The organism is Blastococcus sp. SYSU D00813, from assembly GCF_054050735.1.
The window spans coordinates 38,241-55,068 of the sequence record NZ_JBJGZX010000017.1 but is presented as its reverse complement, the minus strand read 5'-3'; the positions used below and the strand labels follow the sequence as shown (position 1 = coordinate 55,068).

General features: G+C 76.0%; 17 protein-coding genes. 7 read left to right on the top strand and 10 right to left on the bottom strand.

Annotated elements, in window-relative coordinates; all coding sequences use genetic code 11:
- Positions 1-42: 42 nt before the first annotated feature.
- The 4 genes from ACI8AX_RS13560 (at position 43) to ACI8AX_RS13545 (ending at position 4,594) form a co-directional block, all read left to right on the top strand.
- Positions 43-948 carry an ABC transporter ATP-binding protein gene (locus tag ACI8AX_RS13560; RefSeq protein WP_456550351.1) on the top strand — a complete coding sequence of 302 codons (906 nt, stop codon included), beginning with the start codon at positions 43-45 and terminating at the stop codon, positions 946-948.
- The gene (locus ACI8AX_RS13555; protein WP_456550350.1) at positions 945-1,760 is read left to right on the top strand and encodes an ABC transporter permease; all 816 of its coding nucleotides are present in this window, start codon (positions 945-947) and stop codon (positions 1,758-1,760) included. Before ACI8AX_RS13560 ends, ACI8AX_RS13555 begins: the two co-directional genes overlap by 4 nt.
- Positions 1,760-2,836 carry an adenosine deaminase gene (locus ACI8AX_RS13550; RefSeq protein ID WP_456550349.1) on the top strand — a complete coding sequence of 359 codons (1,077 nt, stop codon included), beginning with the start codon at positions 1,760-1,762 and terminating at the stop codon, positions 2,834-2,836. Before ACI8AX_RS13555 ends, ACI8AX_RS13550 begins: the two co-directional genes overlap by 1 nt.
- Positions 2,837-3,043: 207 nt before the next feature.
- Positions 3,044-4,594 (top strand): DEAD/DEAH box helicase, encoded by a 1,551-nt coding sequence (locus ACI8AX_RS13545; protein ID WP_456550348.1) that lies wholly within the window; start codon positions 3,044-3,046, stop codon positions 4,592-4,594.
- A 73-nt stretch (positions 4,595-4,667) separates the two neighbouring features.
- Here ACI8AX_RS13545 and ACI8AX_RS13540 read toward each other — a convergent pair whose 3' ends face one another.
- The 5 genes from ACI8AX_RS13540 to ACI8AX_RS13520 form a co-directional block, all read right to left on the bottom strand.
- Positions 4,668-6,134 carry a hypothetical protein gene (locus ACI8AX_RS13540; protein WP_456550347.1) on the bottom strand — a complete coding sequence of 489 codons (1,467 nt, stop codon included), beginning with the start codon at positions 6,132-6,134 and terminating at the stop codon, positions 4,668-4,670.
- 125 nt (positions 6,135-6,259) lie between these two features.
- The gene (locus ACI8AX_RS13535; RefSeq protein WP_456550346.1) at positions 6,260-7,132 is read right to left on the bottom strand and encodes an aldehyde dehydrogenase family protein; all 873 of its coding nucleotides are present in this window, start codon (positions 7,130-7,132) and stop codon (positions 6,260-6,262) included.
- Entirely contained in the window at positions 7,129-8,574 is a 1,446-nt protein-coding gene (locus ACI8AX_RS13530) for an aldehyde dehydrogenase family protein (RefSeq protein ID WP_456550345.1), read from the bottom strand. Before ACI8AX_RS13530 ends, ACI8AX_RS13535 begins: the two co-directional genes overlap by 4 nt.
- Entirely contained in the window at positions 8,574-9,569 is a 996-nt protein-coding gene (deoC, locus tag ACI8AX_RS13525) for a deoxyribose-phosphate aldolase (RefSeq protein ID WP_456550344.1), read from the bottom strand. Before deoC ends, ACI8AX_RS13530 begins: the two co-directional genes overlap by 1 nt.
- 148 nt (positions 9,570-9,717) lie before the next feature.
- Positions 9,718-10,206: an SRPBCC family protein gene (locus tag ACI8AX_RS13520; protein WP_456550343.1), complete on the bottom strand. Its 489-nt coding sequence runs from the start codon at positions 10,204-10,206 to the stop codon at positions 9,718-9,720.
- A gap of 11 nt (positions 10,207-10,217) precedes the next feature.
- Between ACI8AX_RS13520 and upp the strand changes: the two genes are divergently transcribed.
- From upp to ACI8AX_RS13505, 3 genes are all read left to right on the top strand, one after another.
- Positions 10,218-10,895, top strand: coding sequence for a uracil phosphoribosyltransferase (upp, locus tag ACI8AX_RS13515; protein WP_456550342.1), 678 nt, complete (start codon positions 10,218-10,220; stop codon positions 10,893-10,895).
- A gap of 3 nt (positions 10,896-10,898) precedes the next feature.
- Positions 10,899-11,789 carry a Gfo/Idh/MocA family protein gene (locus ACI8AX_RS13510; RefSeq protein ID WP_456550341.1) on the top strand — a complete coding sequence of 297 codons (891 nt, stop codon included), beginning with the start codon at positions 10,899-10,901 and terminating at the stop codon, positions 11,787-11,789.
- Between the two features lie 99 nt (positions 11,790-11,888).
- On the top strand, positions 11,889-12,338 hold the full coding sequence (locus ACI8AX_RS13505) for a DUF805 domain-containing protein (protein ID WP_456550340.1): 450 nt from the start codon (positions 11,889-11,891) through the stop codon (positions 12,336-12,338).
- A gap of 22 nt (positions 12,339-12,360) precedes the next feature.
- Here ACI8AX_RS13505 and ACI8AX_RS13500 read toward each other — a convergent pair whose 3' ends face one another.
- From ACI8AX_RS13500 to ACI8AX_RS13480, 5 genes are all read right to left on the bottom strand, one after another.
- The gene (locus ACI8AX_RS13500; RefSeq protein ID WP_456550383.1) at positions 12,361-12,972 is read right to left on the bottom strand and encodes a TVP38/TMEM64 family protein; all 612 of its coding nucleotides are present in this window, start codon (positions 12,970-12,972) and stop codon (positions 12,361-12,363) included.
- Positions 12,973-13,064: 92 nt separating this feature from the next.
- On the bottom strand, positions 13,065-13,532 hold the full coding sequence (locus tag ACI8AX_RS13495) for a GtrA family protein (protein WP_456550339.1): 468 nt from the start codon (positions 13,530-13,532) through the stop codon (positions 13,065-13,067).
- 67 nt (positions 13,533-13,599) lie between these two features.
- Entirely contained in the window at positions 13,600-14,331 is a 732-nt protein-coding gene (locus ACI8AX_RS13490; protein ID WP_456550338.1) for a haloacid dehalogenase type II, read from the bottom strand.
- A complete protein-coding gene (locus tag ACI8AX_RS13485) occupies positions 14,331-15,998 on the bottom strand; it encodes a phospho-sugar mutase (protein ID WP_456550337.1) in 1,668 nt (555 codons plus the stop codon). Before ACI8AX_RS13485 ends, ACI8AX_RS13490 begins: the two co-directional genes overlap by 1 nt.
- The gene (locus ACI8AX_RS13480) at positions 15,995-16,798 is read right to left on the bottom strand and encodes a purine-nucleoside phosphorylase (RefSeq protein WP_456550382.1); all 804 of its coding nucleotides are present in this window, start codon (positions 16,796-16,798) and stop codon (positions 15,995-15,997) included. Before ACI8AX_RS13480 ends, ACI8AX_RS13485 begins: the two co-directional genes overlap by 4 nt.
- Positions 16,799-16,828: the final 30 nt, after the last annotated feature.

The window sequence follows — 16,828 nt, the reverse complement described above, 5'->3', positions numbered from 1 at the left end:
ATGGCGCCGGTCACGCCGGGGGGCGGAGCACACTGGGCAGCCGTGAGCAGTCCGACCGCGGTACCGACGACGAGCGCCGCGCCGCGTCCGGCCACCCCGCTGGACCCCGACGCGGCGATCTCCGTGCGCGGGCTGGTGCGCCGCTACGGGTCGGCCACCGCGGTCGACGGCCTGGACCTGGACATCCACCGCGGCGAGATCTTCGCCCTGCTCGGGCCCAACGGCGCCGGCAAGACGACGACGGTGGAGATCTGCGAGGGGTTCCGCCGCCGCGACGGCGGCGAGGTCCGGGTGCTCGGCACCGACCCGCAGACCGGCGGCCGGCGCTGGAAGGCCCAGCTGGGCATCGTGCTGCAGTCCGGCGCCGGCGACAGCCAGCTCACCTGCCGGGAGCTGCTGCGCGCGCAGGCCTCCTACTACCCCGACCCGCGCGACCCCGACGAGGTGCTCGAGCTCGTCGGGCTCACCGAGAAGGCCGGCGTGCGGGGACGGTCGCTGTCCGGCGGCCAGCGGCGGCGGCTGGACGTCGCCCTGGGCATCGTCGGCCGCCCCACCCTGCTGTTCCTCGACGAGCCCACGACCGGCTTCGACCCCGAGGCGCGGCGGCAGTTCTGGTCGCTCATCCGCTCCCTGCGCGACCTGGGCACCACGATGCTGCTCACGACGCACTACCTGGACGAGGCCGAGGCGCTGGCCGACCGGGTGGGCGTCATCGCCCGCGGCCGGCTGGTCGAGGTCGCCGTCCCCTCCGCGCTGGGCGGGCGGGGGAGCGCGCCGGCCGTCGTCAGCTGGACCGAGGACGGCGTCCGGCACACCCGCGACACCCAGACCCCGACCGCGCTGGTGGCCGAGCTGGCGGCCCGGCTGGGCGGCGAGGTGCCCGACCTCGCCGTCGCCCGGCCCACCCTTGAGGACGTCTACCTGCGGATGATCGGAGACCCGGCGTGACCGCCACCCAGGAGCGGGCCGTGCCCTCGGTGGCCAGCGTCTGCCGCACCCGCGCGGGGGTGGAGCTCAAGGAGTTCTTCCGCCAGCGGGAGTCGGTCGTCTTCACGCTGATGTTCCCGGTGATCCTGCTGCTGGTCTTCGGGTCGGTGCTCGACTACGACCTGGGCGACGGGGTCACCTTCACCCAGTACTTCATCGCCGGCGTGATCGCCGCGGGCATCCTCGGCGCCAGCCTGCAGAACATGGCGATCAGCATCGCCACCGAGCGCTCCGACGGGACGCTCAAGGGCCTGGCCGGCACGCCGATGCCCAAGAGCGCCTTCTTCGTCGGCAAGGTGGTGCAGGTCCTCGCCGTCACGGTGGCGATCATCGCGATCCTGCTGGCCATCGGGGCGCTGTTCTTCGACATCGACCTGCCCTCGGGCGCCGACTGGCTGACCTTCGCCTGGGTCGCCGCGCTCGGCTCGGCGGCCTGCACGCTGCTGGGGATCGCCATCTCCAGCCTGGCCCGCAACGGCCGCTCGGCCTCGGCCACGGTCACGCCCGTGGCGCTGGTCCTGCAGTTCATCTCGGGGGTGTTCTTCCAGTTCAGCGAGGTGCCGACCTGGCTGCAGACGGTGGCCGCGCTGTTCCCGCTGAAGTGGATGGCCCAGGGGCTGCGCTCGGTCTTCCTGCCCGACGCGCTCGCCGCCGAGGAGCCGGCCGGGCACTGGGAGCTGGGCCGGGTGGCGCTCGTGCTGGCCGTCTGGTGCGTCGTCGGCCTCGTCCTGTGCGTGCGCACCTTCCGCTGGCAGGACCGGGGGACCGACTGATGACGACCGTGCCGACCGCCGAGCAGCTGCGCCGCGCGCCCAAGGTGCTCCTGCACGACCACCTGGACGGCGGGCTGCGACCGCAGACCGTGCTGGAGCTCGCCGACGAGCACGGCTACCGCGACCTGCCCGCCGGGGACGCCGGGGCGCTCGGCACCTGGTTCCGCGAGGCCGCCGACTCCGGCTCGCTGGTGCGCTACCTGGAGACGTTCGCGCACACGGTGGGGGTGATGCAGCGGCCCGAGGCGGTGCGCCGGGTGGCCCACGAGTGCGCGCTCGACCTGGCCGCCGACGGCGTCGTCTACGCCGAGGTGCGCATGGCGCCCGAGCTGGGCACCGCCCAGGGGACGCCGATCGAGGAGGTCGTCGAGGCGATCCTCGACGGGTTCGCCGCCGGCAGCGCGGAGGCGGCCGCGGCCGGGACGCCGATCCGCGTCGGCGCGCTCCTGTGCGCGATGCGGCAGGCCGACCGCTGGGACGAGGTGGCCGGGCTGGTCGTCCGGTACCGGGACGCCGGCGTGGTGGGCTTCGACCTGGCCGGCCCGGAGATCGGCTTCCCGCCCGACCGGCACCCCTCGGCGATCGCGCTGCTCGACCGGGCCGGGGCGCACCGGACGATCCACGCCGGCGAGGCGGCCGGGGTCGACAGCATCCGCGCGGCGCTGGACGGCGCCGGCGCCGAGCGGCTCGGCCACGGGGTGCGGATCGCCGACGAGGTGCCCGCCGACGGGCCCCTCGGCGAGCTGGCCCGGCGGGTGCGCGACGAGCAGGTGCCGCTGGAGGTCGCGCCGTCGTCCAACGTGCAGACCGGTGCCTACTCCTCGCTGGCCGCCCACCCGGTCGACCGGCTGCACCGCGCCGGCTTCGCCGTCACGCTCAACACCGACAACCGCCTGATGAGCGGGGTGAGCGCGACGAGCGAGCTCGCCGACGTCGTCGCCACCTTCGGCTGGGGGTGGGACGACGTGCAGCGGGTGACCGAGCGGGCGCTGGCCGCCGCCTTCCTCGACGACGCCGAGCGCGACCGGCTGCTCTCCGACGTCGTCCGGCCGGGGTACGCGGCGCTGCGAGGCTGATCACTCCCGGAATCCCGGGGACGGCGCCGCTGCTAACCTGGGTGCACCGGCAGTCGCCGGTCATCCTCCCGGACGGTCCGTCCGGGCATGAGCGCATCCGTGCAGGTCCTCGCCGTTCCACGACGGGAGCGACCGCCAGTGAGGACGCCGGTCCGGTGTCCGCGCATTCGCCACGGGACGCGCCCGAGCTGTATCGGAGTCCCACGCTTGACCACGTTCGACGCTGTCGACGTCCAGACCACCCCTGAGATCACCGCTCCCGAGGCCACCGTCCTCGAGAACGCCCCCGAGTCCGTCGAGGCCGTCGAGGCCGTCGCCGAGCCGCAGGGCCCCACCTTCGGCCAGCTGGGCCTGCCCCAGCAGCTGGTGACCGCGCTGGAGCGGCGCGGCATCCGGCACCCGTTCGCCATCCAGGCCTCGGCCCTGCCCGACGCCCTCGCCGGGCGCGACGTGCTCGGCAAGGCCGCCACCGGCTCGGGCAAGACCTTGGCCTTCGGCCTGCCGATGCTGGCCCGCCTGGGCGGCGACGCCCGCCGCGGCGCCCGGGCCCCGCGCGGGCTGGTGCTCGTGCCCACCCGCGAGCTCGCCCAGCAGGTGCACGACAACCTCGCCCCGCTCGGGCAGGCCATCGGCGTCCAGGTCGCCGCCGTCTACGGCGGCGCCTCGATGTACCGGCAGATCCAGCAGATGCGCCGCGGCGTCGACGTCGTCATCGCGACGCCGGGCCGGCTGCAGGACCTCATCAGCCAGGGCGAGGTCACCCTCGACGAGATCGAGGTCTCGATCGTCGACGAGGCCGACTTCATGTCCGACCTGGGCTTCCTGCCGGTCGTGCAGGAGCTGCTCGACCAGACCCGGCCCGACGCCCAGCGGCTGCTGTTCTCGGCCACGCTGGACGGCGAGGTGGACTCGCTGATCCGCCGCTACCTCAAAGACCCGGCGCGGCACGAGGTCAAGCGCGCCGGCGACGACGCGCCGCCGGCCGAGCACCTGGCCTACAGCGTCGCCTTCCGCGACAAGGTGCCGGTGACCCAGGAGCTGGCCGCCCGGCCGGGCCGCACGATCGTGTTCGTGCGCACCCAGCTCGGGGCCGACCGGCTCGCCGAGAACCTCCAGGCGGTCGGGATCAAGGCCGAGGCCATCCACGGCGGCCTGCCGCAGTCGGCCCGCCGCCGCGCGCTGGAGGCGTTCACCGACGCCCGCAGCCCGGTGCTGGTCGCCACCGACGTCGCCGCCCGCGGCATCCACGTGGACGACGTCTCGCTGGTCCTGCACTACGACCCGCCGGCCGACCACAAGACCTACCTGCACCGCTCGGGCCGCACCGCCCGCGCCGGTGCCGCGGGTGTCGTGGTCTCCCTGCTGCTGCCCGACCAGGTGGGCCAGGCCAAGCGGCGGTTCCGCTCGGCGAAGGTCGACCCGGTCGTCAGCCGGATCCGCCCCGGCGACGCCCCGATCGCCGAGCTGGTCGCCGCCGGCGTCCACGTCGAGCCGGTCGAGCGGCCGGTGCGCGAGTCGCGCCGTCCCTCCGGCGGGCACGGCGGCCCCGGTGGCCGTCGCCCGCGCCGGGACGGCGACCGTCCCCGCCGCGACGGCGACCGCCCGCGCCGCCCGTACGGCGAGCGGTCCTCCGGCGAGCGGTCGGAGCGCCCGTACCGCTCCGAGCGTCCCTCCGGTGACCGCCCCTACGGCGGCGAGCGCCGGTCGAGCTCGTACCGCGGCCAGGGCCGGCGCCCCGGCTCGCACGTGGCCGAGTAACCGCACCACCAGCACCGCGAACGGCCGGTCCCGGGATCCCGGGGCCGGCCGTTCGGCGTCTCAGGTGGGTCGGTCAGTCCCGGAAGACCAGCGCCCCGCCGACCTCGCGGACGACCTCGTCCCAGTCGGCCCGCACCGCCGCGGCGTCCTCCGCGCGGAGCGTGGCCTGCGGCTCCCGGTCGGCGCGCGCCAGCGCCCGGCCCAGCGGCGCCGGCGGGGTGAGCAGCTCGTCGACCCGGGTCAGGCCCGCGTACTCGGCCACGTCGCGCACGCCCTCGACCGGCTGCAGCAGCGCCTCGTGCTGAACGAGCCCGGCGGCGCCGTCGGCCACCTCGGCGAGGACCTCCGACAGCTCCGTGAGGTCGTAGCGGTCCTGCTCGGCGGGCAGCGGCGGGGTGTCGGTGGCGACGACCTCCGGCCACGAGGCGATGCCGACCAGGTCGTGCTCCTCGTCGCCGGTGACGAAGCGCGCCAGCTCGGCCGGGGTGGCGAAGAGGTACACGTCGCCGTCGCGGCCGAGGAAGCGGGCCTCGTCCTCGACGTAGCAGCGCAGGGTCAGCCCGGCGCCCTCGGGGACGACCAGCTCCACCGGCAGGATGCCGACGCCCTCCCAGAACCGCGCCGCCGCGGCCACCTCGGCCGGGGAGGCGGAGATCCGGCTGCCGCCGCGGATCGTGCTGGTGCCCGTGGCGGCCGGAGCGGCGGTCGCGCCGCCCGCTGCGGCGGGGGCGGCGGTCGCGCCGTCGTCGTCCGCCGCCTCCGCCTCGTCGTCGACGTCCTCCTCGGGCTCGTCGACCTCCTCGGCCGCCGACGGGTAGTCCTCGAGGGTCACGGTGCCGGCGCCGGTCCAGTCCAGGTGCGCGGACAGCTCCTCGACCACGTCCTCCCACAGCTCGTCGAGCGCCGAGCCCATGCCGACCCAGGCGTCCTCCCCGGCGCGGCCGGCGAAGGCGTCGACGCCGAGGCCGAGCGAGCCGACCTCGGGCCGGGAGACCAGCTCGGCGAGCGCGGAGAACTCGCCGCCGCGCCAGTTGCGCGCCGTCTCCGGGTCGCGGTCGACGTCGACGTCCGGGTCGAACTCGGGGTCGTCGTCGGTCGGGGTGTCACCGGCGAACTCGTCGTCGTCCTCGTCGTCCTCGCTGGTGTCCAGGCACTCGGCCAGGGCGCGGACGATGTCGATGGTGGCCGAGAGCTCCTCGACGGCCCAGCGGTCGGGGTTCTCCGCGGCGATGTCGTAGACGCCGTCGAGGTCGTAGCGGTGGTCGTCGTCGGGGGTCAGGTCCGCGGCGCGCAGCCCGGTGACGACCGGCCAGACCGGGTGGTCGGCCAGGTCGTGGTCGGTGGCGGTCCGGCAGAAGGCCGCCAGCGCCGCCGGGGTGGGGAAGAGGTGCACGACAGCTCGCCCGCCCGCCCCCTCCTCGGTGGTGCCGAGGAACGCCTGCCACTCCTCGCCGTCCTCCTCCCACGGCGGCGCCCAGAGGGTGTATCCGGTGCGGTCGTCGAGGGTGAGCGCGATCGGGACGATGCTGGGCCTGGCCACGCGTCCATCCTGCCGGTTCGGGCTGGGAGCCCGCGCCCCGGTTCAGGACCCCTGCGGGTGCCAGGTGGAGGACCCCGTCCCCCTCACCGCTGGCGAGCTCGCGGCGAGCCTCCGGCCGGGGCCGCTCAGAACCCCTTCGGATGCCAGACCGTCTTGGTCTCCAGGAAGGCCCGCATCCGGGCGAGGCCGGGGTCGGCCGTCCAGTCCGGCTCCTCGGCGCGCGGGCGGAGGACCCGCTTGATGCTGCCGGCGGCCTCCCGCTCGAACTCCATGGCACGGTCGGCCGGGGCGCCGGTCAGGTCGATGGCGTCGACGTCGTCGTGCTCGGCCAGCCACGGGCCCAGCTCGGCGGCGTCCCCGGTGAGCAGGTTGACCACCCCGCCGGGCACGTCGCTGGTGGCCAGCACCTCGCCCAGCGTCACCGCCGGCAGCGGCCGCTCCCGGGAGGTGACCACGACGGCGGTGTTGCCGCCGGCCAGCACCGGCGCGAGCACGCTGACCAGGCCGAGCAACGACGACCGCTGCGGGGCGAGGACGGCGACCACGCCCGTCGGCTCGGGCAGCGAGAAGTCGAAGTACGGCCCGGCCACGGGGTTGGCGCTGCCGAGCACCGACGCGAGCTTGTCGGTCCACCCGGCGTACCAGACCCACCGGTCGATGGCGGCGTCGACGGCGGCACGGGCCTTCCCCGACGACAGCCCCTCGCCGGCGGCGACCTCCTCGCAGAACTGCGCGTGCCGGCCCTCCATCACCTCGGCGACCCGGTACAGCACCTGCCCCCGGTTGTAGGCGGTGGCGCCCGACCACTTCGCGAACGCGCCGCGGGCGGCCACGACGGCGTCCCGGGCGTCCTTGCGGGAGGCCCACGCGGCGTTGGCGAGGAAGGCGCCCCTGCTGTCGGTCACCTCGTAGGTGCGCCCGGACTCCGAGCGGGGGAACGCCCCGCCCAGGTAGAGCTTGTAGGTCTTGCGGACCGCGAGCCGCTCGCCGCCGATCACTGCTCGTCTCCCGTCGACAGATAGGCGGCCAGGCCGTGCCGGCCGCCCTCGCGGCCGTAGCCGGACTGCTTGTAGCCGCCGAACGGCGACGTCGGGTCGAACTGGTTGAACGTGTTCGCCCACACCACGCCGGCGCGCAGCCGGTCGGCGATCGCGAGGATCCGCGAGCCCTTCTCCGACCAGATGCCGGCGGACAGTCCGTAGGTGGAGTTGTTCGCCTTGGCCACGGCCTCGTCGGGCGTGCGGAAGGTGAGCACCGACAGCACCGGCCCGAACACCTCGTCGCGGGCGATGCGGTGCGCGGTGGAGACGCCGGTGAACACCGTCGGCGGGTACCAGAAGCCGCGGTCGGGCAGCTCGCAGGCCGGCTGCCAGCGGGTGGCGCCCTCGGCCTCGCCGACGTCGGACAGCTCCCGGATCCGGGCGAGCTGCTCGGCGGAGTTGATCGCCCCGAGGTCGGTGTTCTTGTCCAGCGGGTCGCCCACGCGCAGCGTGCCGATCCGCCGCTGCAGCGCCTCGATCACCTGGTCGTGCACGTTCTCCTGCACCAGCAGCCGGGAGCCCGCGCAGCACACGTGGCCCTGGTTGAAGAAGATGCCCTGCACGATCCCCTCGACGGCCTGGTCGACCGGGGCGTCGTCGAACACGATGTTGGCGGCCTTGCCGCCCAGCTCCAGGGTCAGCTTCTTGCGGGTGCCGGCCACCGCGCGGGCGATCGACCGGCCGACCTCGGTGGAGCCGGTGAAGGCCACCTTGTCGACGTCGTCGTGCTCCACCACGGCCCGCCCGGTGTCGCCGGCGCCGGTCACGATGTTCACCACGCCCGGCGGGAGGTCGGCCTGGCGGCAGACCTCGGCGAACAGCAGCGCGGTCAGCGGGGTGGTCTCGGCCGGCTTGAGGACGACGGTGTTGCCGGTGGCCAGCGCCGGGGCGACCTTCCACGCCAGCATGAGCAGCGGGAAGTTCCACGGGATGACCTGGCCGGCCACGCCCAGCGGCCGGGGGGCCGGGCCGAGGCCCGCGTGCTCCAGCTTGTCGGCCCAGCCCGCGTGGTAGAAGAAGTGCGCCGCGGCCAGGGGGACGTCGACGTCCCGGGACTCCCGGATCGGCTTGCCGTTGTCCAGCGACTCCAGGACGGCGAACTCCCGCGCCCGCTCCTGCAGCAGCCGCGCGATCCGGAACAGGTACTTGCCGCGGTCGGCCGGGCGCATCGGGCCCCAGACGCGGGTGAACGCCCGGCGCGCGGCCCTCACGGCGCGGTCGACGTCGGCCTCGGTGCCGACGGCGACCTCGCTGAGGACCTCCTCGGTGGCCGGGTTGACCGTCTTCATCGCCTCGCCGGAGCCGTCGACGAACTCGCCGTCGACGAACAGGCCGTAGGAGGGGGCGATGTCGACGATCGACCGGGACTCGGGGGCGGGGGCGTACTCGAAGACGCTCATCAGTCGACGCTCACGTGGTCGGGGCCGGAGTAGTGGCCGGTGCGCAGCTTCTGCCGCTGCAGGAGCAGGTCGTTGAGGAGGCTGGAGGCGCCGAGGCGGAACCAGTCGGGGGAGAGCCAGTCGGGCCCGGCGGTCTCGTTGACCAGCACGAGGTGCTTGATCGCGTCCTTCGTCGTCCGGATGCCGCCGGCGGGCTTGACGCCGACCTGGCGGCCGGTGGCGGCGCGGAAGTCGCGGACCGCCTCCATCATCACCAGGCACACCGGGAGGGTGGCGGCGGGGGAGATCTTGCCGGTGGAGGTCTTGATGAAGTCGCCGCCGGCCAGCATCGCCAGCCAGGAGGCGCGGCGGACGGCGTCGAGGGTGACCAGCTCGCCGGTCTCGAGGATGACCTTGAGGTGCGCGTCCCCGCACGCCTCCTTCACCGCCACGATCTCGTCGTGGACGTCGAGGTAGCGCCCGGCGAGGAACGCGCCGCGGTCGATGACCATGTCGATCTCGTCGGCGCCGTTGGCGACCGCGTCACGGACGTCGGCGAGCTTCACCTCGCGGCTGGCCCGCCCGCTGGGGAAGGCGGTGGCGACGGCGGCGACGTGGATCCCGGTGCCGGCCAGCGCCTCGCGCGCGACGCCGGCGAGGTCGCCGTAGACGCAGACCGCGGCGACCTGCGGGCAGGCGGGGTCGGTCGGGTCGGGACGGCGGGCCTTGGCGGCCAGCGAGCGGACCTTGCCGGGGGTGTCGGCGCCCTCGAGGGTGGTCAGGTCGACCATCGAGATGGCGGTGTCGATCGCCCAGGCCTTGGCCGTGGTCTTGATCGACCGGGTGCCGAGCACGGCGACGCGGGACTGCGCGCCCACCTGGTCGACGCCGGGCAGGCCGTGCAGGAAGGCGCGGAAGGCCGAGTCGGACCGGGTCACGTCCGCGTACGGCGCCGGTGGCTCGCGCCGCGGCGGGGTCCCCGCCGTCGGGGCGTGCGGGTCGAGCACGTGCGTCATGCGCGCCATCATCCCCTGCTCCGGCCCCCGCCCGACCACCGTCCACCCGCCCGGGTGGGCGCACCCTGCGGGTGGGTTCCCGACTCCGCGGGCGGGATCGGCCCGGCGTCGTCGGTGAACCGCCCGCAGGGCGGCGCGCGGCCGGCGGTCAGGCGGGGACGGCGGCGAACTGCGCGCGCAGGGCCTCGAGGTTGGCCCGCATCTGCGGGCGCATGTCCCGGTGCGGGGGGAGCAGGAGGCCGGCCAGCGCGCGCAGCGGCGGGGGCAGGGGCTCGGTGATCGCGTACGAGTGGGTGACCCGCGTGCCGCCCCCGACCGGCTCGAGGTCGTAGCGCCAGGTGGTCGAGTCGGGGACCAGCACGGTGGGCAGCGTCCGGAAGGCGAAGGCGCGGCCGGGATCGGCGACGAGCACCGTGCAGCGCCGCGACCACCGGGCCGCCCACCCGGCCCGGTTGGACCCGCGGAACCCCGCGCCGACGGACCCGGCCGGCGCGCCGGGGAGCCAGACCGCGGTGTGGCACTCCGGGCTGCGCTCGCCGATCCGCGTCACGTCGGCCACCACGGCGTAGACGGCGAGAGGGTCGGCCGGCACCACCAGGTCCACCGAACCGGAGGTGCGCCACGGGCGGCGGGTCACGGTGCCGGACCGTGGCCCAGGAGGAGCTGCTGGTCAAGAACTCCGGGATCGCTACGGTGGCGCCCGTGCAGCTGACCGTCGTCGACCACCCGCTCGCCCGGGCCCGCCTCTCGCACATGCGCGACGAGCGGACCGACAACGCCGCCTTCCGCGCGGCGCTGCGCGACCTCACCCAGATGCTGGTCTACGAGGCCACCCGCGACCTGACCGTCGCCGAGCAGCCGATCACCACCCCGGTCACGCAGACCACCGGCTACCGGATCGCCGCCGCCCCGCTCATCGTGCCGGTGCTGCGGGCCGGCCTGGGCATGGCCGACGTCGCGCACCGGATGCTGCCGGAGTCGCAGATGGGCTTCGTCGGGCTGGCCCGCGACGAGGAGACCTTCCAGCCCAAGGCCTACATGGCCTCGCTGCCGGAGTCCCTGGTCGACCGGCACGTGTTCGTGCTCGACCCGATGCTGGCCACCGGCGGCTCGCTGGTGCACTGCTGCGGGCTGCTCACCGAGCGCGGCGCCACCGAGATCACCGTGCTGTGCGTCCTCGCCGCGCCCGAGGGGGTGCGCCGGCTGGAGGAGAGCGGCCTGCCGCTGCGGGTGTTCACCACCAGCGTCGACGAGGGGCTCAACGACAACGCCTACATCGTGCCGGGGCTCGGCGACGCGGGGGACCGCCAGTTCGGGGCGGTCTGAGCCGTGCGGTTCGCCGTCCTCGGCACGGGGTTCTGGGCGCGGGCGGTCCACGCCACCGCGCTGGCCGCCCACCCCGACGCCGAGCTGGTCGCCGTCTGGGGGCGCGACCGGCGCAAGGCGGAGGAGGCCGGCGCGGAGTTCGAGGTCCCGGGCAGCGACGACCTGGACGCCGTCCTGGCCGACGTCGACGCGGTCTCGATCGCGCTGCCCCCCGACGTGCAGGCGCCCCTCGCCGAGCGCGCCGCGGCGGCGGGCCGGCACCTGCTGCTGGAGAAGCCGACCGGGCTGAGCCTGCCGGTCGCCGACCGGCTGGCCGCCGCCGTCCGGTCGGCCGGGGTGGCGTCGGTCGTCTTCTTCACCATCCGCTTCCAGGAGGCGACGTCGACCTGGCTGGCCCAGGCCGCGCGCACGCAGCCGGCCGGCGGCTCCGGCACCTGGCTCGGCTCGATCGCGGGCTCGCCCTTCGCCGGCTCGCCGTGGCGCCAGGAGCACGGCGCGCTGTGGGACGTCGGCCCGCACCTGCTGTCCCTCCTCGTGCCCGCCCTCGGGCCGGTGACGGCGGTCCAGGCGGCCGCGGGGCTGCGCGACACCGTGCACCTGGTGCTGCACCACCCCGGTGGCGTCGCGAGCACGGTCACCGTCTCCCACACGGTCGCGCCGATGGCCGCCGGCGTGGAGGTCTACGTGCACGGGGACGCCGGCCGGCTGGTGCTGCTGCCGGAGCTGGACCAGCCGGTCGCCGCCTTCACGGCGGCCGTCGACGAGCTGCGGGCCGCGGCGCTCACCGGCGGCGCGCACCCGCTGGACGTCCACTTCGGCCGCGACGTCGTCGCCGTCCTCGCCGCCGCGGAGCGGGCGCTGGCCACCGGCTGCCGGGAGACCGTCGGGTCCTGAGCCGGGTTCCCAGTCGCGTCCCAGTGGGGCGCAATCCCGTCCGCGCACGCTCCTCCCATCGGACGACGCCCCACCCGGGGCCGACGGGAGGAGAGGGTCATGCGGATCGAGGACCGGGACACCGGGTCGTGGTACCTGCGCCGTGGGCGGATCAGCCGGCGGACCTACTGGCTGCACTACGCGCTGCCGATCACGGCGGCGAGCCTGGCGGCGGTGGTCCTGGACATCAGCTCCGGCCTGGCCTGGTACTCGACCAGCTACTCCGGCGGCTACTACGGCTACGCCACCCAGGAGACCTACGCCGGCGGGCCGTTCATGCTGCTCACCGCCCTCGCGCTGCTGGTGCCCTCCGTCAGCGCCCTGGTCGCCCGGCTGCACGACCGCGACCACGAGGCGTGGTGGCTGCTGTGGGGGCTCGTGCCCTTCGCCGGCGGGATCGTCCTGCTCTTCTGCACCCTCCAGCGCGGCGACGAGGGCCAGAACCGCTACGGGTACCCCGAGGGCAGCGGCTTCAGCGAGCGGCGGCCGGCGCCGGCCCTCGTCCGCTGAGCGGGCGCCGGGCCGCCTCCGGTCAGCGGCGGCGGCGCCACCACAGCGCCAGGCCGCCGGCGGCGAGCAGGACGCCGGCGGCCACCGCGGTCGCCGCCGGCGTGGTCAGGAGGCCGGCCAGCCGGTCCAGGTGCTCCACCGACGCACCGGCGCCCACCTGCAGCACCGTGCTGGGCACCAGGCCCAGGGCGGTCGCGGCCAGGTAGGGGCCCGGGCGGACGGCGGAGAGCCCGGCCGCGTAGCTGACCACCGCGAACGGCGCCGCCGGGAACAGCCGCAGCGCGAGCACCGCGCCGAAGCCGCGGGCGTCGAGGAACCGGTCGGCCCGCGCGATCCGCGGCCCGGCGAGGCCGGCGACCGCGGGGCGGCCGAGTAGCCGGCCGAGGGCGAAGGCGCCCACCCCGCCGAGCATCCCGCCGGCCAGGGAGACCGCCAGCCCGGTCCAGAAGCCGGCGACCAGCCCGGCCAGGACCGACAGCGCGGTGCGGGGGACCGGTCCCAGCAGCGCCACCCCGACGCCCAGCGCCAGCAGCACCGGGCCGAGGGCCCCGGCGCCGTCCAGCCAGTCGCGGGCCGGGTCGACGGCGGGCAGGTCGACCGTCGCCCCCACGACGACGCCGGCCGCGACCAGCACGGCGAGCAACGCGGCGCGGACCCAGGGGGCACGGCCTCGCTGCAGGGGCCCAGGGCGAGCGTGCGAGCCCTGGGGGGCAGCGAGGTCCTCCGTCACGTCCGGAAGACCACCAGGCGCAGCATCACGAAGTTGACGGCGGTGCCGAAGCCCTGCGAGAGCGCCCAGGCCAGCGTGATCCGCCAGCTGCTCTCGGGCAGCACGGCCAGGGCGAGGGCGTTGACGCCGAGGATCACGAAGAACGTCGTCGAATAGAGCAGGGCGAACCCGGTCGCCCGCTTCGCCGAGCCCTCGACCTGGAACGCCCAGCGCCGGTTGAGCACGTAGGCGGTCGTGGTGCCGCAGACGAAGCTCAGCGCGCGGGCGGCGGTGGTCCACAGGCCCAGGTGCAGGGAGAGCGTGTAGACCGTCAGGTCCACGACCGCCCCGAGCAGGCCGACCGCGACGAAGCGCACCAGCTGGTCGACCAGCCCGTTGCGCCGTCCGGCCGGCTCGTCGGGCGCCGTCACCGGTGTCGCCGGGGCGGTGTCGTCGGCGAGCTGCGGCGTCCTGTCGTCGGGCACGCGGACCATTGTGACCACAGCGCGCCGCGCTCCCCGGTACCGGCGCGAGGTCCGGTCACCCCGTGCGTCACACCCCCAACACGTCGGCCAGTCCGGCGAAGGAGGCCACGTCCACGTCGGCGTCCACGTCGGCGTCCACGTCGGTCGCCGGCGGGGTGCGGCGGCCGCCGAACTCGTCGGGCCGGTGCACGTGGGCCGTGCGCAGCCCGCGGTCCCGGGCGGCCGCGAGGTCCGAGCGGTGCGCGGCGACCATCAGCACCTGGCGCGGGGCGAGCCCGAGCAGCCGCGGCGCGGAGTCGTAGACCTCGGCGTCGGGCTTGTAGTGCCCCACGACCTCCGCGCCCAGGACGGCGTCCCACGGCAGGCCGGACCGGCGGGCCAGCGCCACCTGCAGCGCCACCCCGCCGTTGGACAGCGGCGCCAGCACGTACCGCGCGGCCAGGCGCCGGAGCCCCGGCACGACGTCGGGCCACGGGTCGAGGCGGTGCCAGGCCAGCACCAGCTCGTCGCGCACCGCGGCGGGGACGTCGCCGGCGCCGTGCGCCTCGAGGACGCCGTCGACCGACTCCCGGTGCAGCACGTCCAGCGGCACGAACGGGCGCCGTCCGCTGCGCACCTCGTCCATCGACGGGGCGTAGCGGCCGCGCCAGTCGTCGGCGAACCGCAGCGGGTCCAGCGTGCCGGCGTCGACGCGGTCCCCGAGCAGCCGGGCCACCTCGCGGGCCACGCCGGTGCGCCAGTCGACGACCGTGCCGAAGACGTCGAAGACCAGCGCGCCGACGTCCTCGCCGTCGTCCATCACAGGCCCAGCGCCGCCGACATCTCGGCCCGCAGGGCGTCGAGCTCGTCGGCGCCGCGGCCGCGGGCGGCGATGACCCCGGCGTCGTCGTGCACGGGGACGACGGTCTCCAGGTAGGCCTTGAGCTTGGGCTCGGTGCCGCTCGGGCGGACGACGACGCGGACGCCGTCGCCGAGCAGCCGGACCGCGTCGACCGGCGGGTCCTCGTGCGCCAGGTCCGTCGCGGTGACCGGCCGGCCGAGCAGCGTGGCCGGCGGGTGCGCGCGCAGCCGTGCCATCGCGCCGGAGATGACCGACAGGTCCTCCACCCGCACCGACAGCTGCCCGGTGGCGAACAGGCCGTGCTCCCGGGCCAGCTCGTCGAGCCGGTCGAGCAGCGTGCGCCCGGACCCCTCGAGCTCCGCGGCCAGCAGCGCCACGGCGAGGGCGGCGGAGATGCCGTCCTTGTCCCGGACGACGTCGGGGGCGACGGCGTACCCGAGCGCCTCCTCGTAGCCGAAGACCAGCGGCTGACCGGGCTCGCCGGCGCGGATGATCCACTTGAAGCCGGTGGGCGTCTCGGCGAAGGGCACCCCGTGCGCCGTCGCGAGGGCGTGCAGCAGCGAGCCGCTGACCAGGGACGCGGCGTAGGTGCCGCGGACGCCGCGGCGTAGCAGCCAGTCGGCGAGCAGCGCGCCGACCTCGTCGCCGGTGAGCTGGCGGCCGCCGCAGACGACCGAGCAGCGGTCGGCGTCGGGGTCCTGGGCGACGGCGACGTGGGCGCCGGTCCGCTCGGCCAGCGCCAGCAGGAGGTCGACCGCGCCGGGCTCCTCCGGGTTGGGGAAGGCGACGGTCGGGAAGGCGGGGTCGGGTGCGTCCTGCTCGGCCACCGTCGCCGGCTCGGCCAGCCCGGCGGCGGCGAAGAGGGTGCGGGTGGTCTCCGCGCCCACACCGTGCATGGCCGTGTAGGCCACGCGCAGCGCGGCACGGGAGGCCGAGGGGACCGCGTAGGGGTCCAGGGCGCGCAGCACGGCGGCCACGTACTCGTCGACGAGGTCGTCGCGCAGCACGCCCCAGCCGCCCACCCGCGGCACCTCCGCGGCGGGGCCGACGGAGGAGATGGCCGCCTCGATCCGCCGGTCGGCCGGGGGCACCAGCTGGGCGCCGTCGGCCAGGTAGACCTTGTAGCCGTTGTCCTGCGGCGGGTTGTGGCTCGCGGTCACCATCACGCCGGCCACCGCGCCGAGGTGGCGGACCGCGAACGCGAGCAGCGGCGTCGGCAGGGGCCGCGGCTGCACCTGGACCGGGAACCCCGCGCCGGCCAGCACCTCCGCCGACAGGTGGGCGAACTCCCGCGACCGGTGGCGGGCGTCGAACCCGACGACGACGGTGCCGCCGGCGGACCCCTCGTCGGTCAGGTACCGGGCCAGCCCGGCGGCCGCGCGGACGACGACCGCGGCGTTCATCCCGGCCGGCCCGGCGCGCAGGGGGCCGCGCAGCCCGGCCGTGCCGAAGGTGAGCGGCCCGGCGAAGCGGCGGGCCAGGTCGGCGGCGGCCGCGGGGTCGGTGGACGCGGCGGCCAGCAGCTGCTCGACCTCGGCGCGGTCGCCGGGGTGCGGGTCGCCCGCCGCCCAGGCCCGTGCCCGCTCGAGCAGCGCGTCGTCCGGCCGGCCCCCGGGCCCGCTCACGGCAGCCGGCTGACCAGCTCGACGAGGAAGCGGCCCAGCCCGGAGGCGGCCTCCTTGCCGGCGGCGAGCACCTCGAGGTGGTCGAGGGCCTCGCCGGTGATGCCGGCCGCGGCGTTGGTGACCATCGACAGGCCCAGCACCTCCATGCCGGCGGCCCGCGCGGCGATGGCCTCCAGGGCGGTGGACATGCCGACCAGGTCCGCGCCCAGCGTGCGCAGCATGCGGATCTCGGCGGGGGTCTCGAAGTGCGGGCCGGGCAGGGCTGCGTAGACGCCCTCGGCCAGCGTCGGGTCGATCTGCCGGGCGAGCTCGCGCAGCCGGGCCGAGTACAGGTCGGTGAGGTCCACGAAGCTGGGGCCGACCAGCGGCGAGCGCGCGGTGAGGTTCAGGTGGTCGCTGATCAGCACCGGCTGCCCGACGCGGTGCTCGGGGGCCAGGCCGCCGGCGGCGTTGGTGAGGACGACGGTGCGGACGCCGGCGACCGCCGCGGTGCGCACCCCGTGGACCACGGCGTTGACGCCCCGGCCCTCGTACAGGTGGGTGCGGCCGAGGAACAGCAGCACGCGGTGCCGGCCGACGCGCACCGACCGGACCTCCCCGCCGTGCCCGGCCACGATCGGGGCCGAGAAGCCGGGCAGCTCGTCGATCGCCACGGAGTCGTCGGCGCGCCCGAAGGACTCGGCCGCGGCGGCCCAGCCCGAGCCCATGACGACGGCGACGTCGTGGCCCTCGCCGAGGGCGGCCTGCAGGTCCTCGGCGGCCAGCCGGGCGAGGTGGGCGGGGTCGGGACCGGAGGACATCTCACTCACGGCGCGACGCTAACGCAGGCC

Bases quoted from the DNA above. Each gene is read 5' to 3' on its own strand.
- ACI8AX_RS13550 (WP_456550349.1), top strand. From the start codon at position 1,760: ATGACGACCGTGCCGACCGCCGAGCAGCTGCGCCGCGCGCCCAAGGTG.
- ACI8AX_RS13505 (WP_456550340.1), top strand. From the start codon at position 11,889: ATGCGGATCGAGGACCGGGACACCGGGTCGTGGTACCTGCGCCGTGGG.
- ACI8AX_RS13490 (WP_456550338.1), bottom strand. From the start codon at position 14,331: ATGGACGACGGCGAGGACGTCGGCGCGCTGGTCTTCGACGTCTTCGGC.
- ACI8AX_RS13530 (WP_456550345.1), bottom strand. From the start codon at position 8,574: ATGAGCGTCTTCGAGTACGCCCCCGCCCCCGAGTCCCGGTCGATCGTC.
- deoC (WP_456550344.1), bottom strand. From the start codon at position 9,569: ATGACGCACGTGCTCGACCCGCACGCCCCGACGGCGGGGACCCCGCCG.
- ACI8AX_RS13480 (WP_456550382.1), bottom strand. From the start codon at position 16,798: ATGTCCTCCGGTCCCGACCCCGCCCACCTCGCCCGGCTGGCCGCCGAG.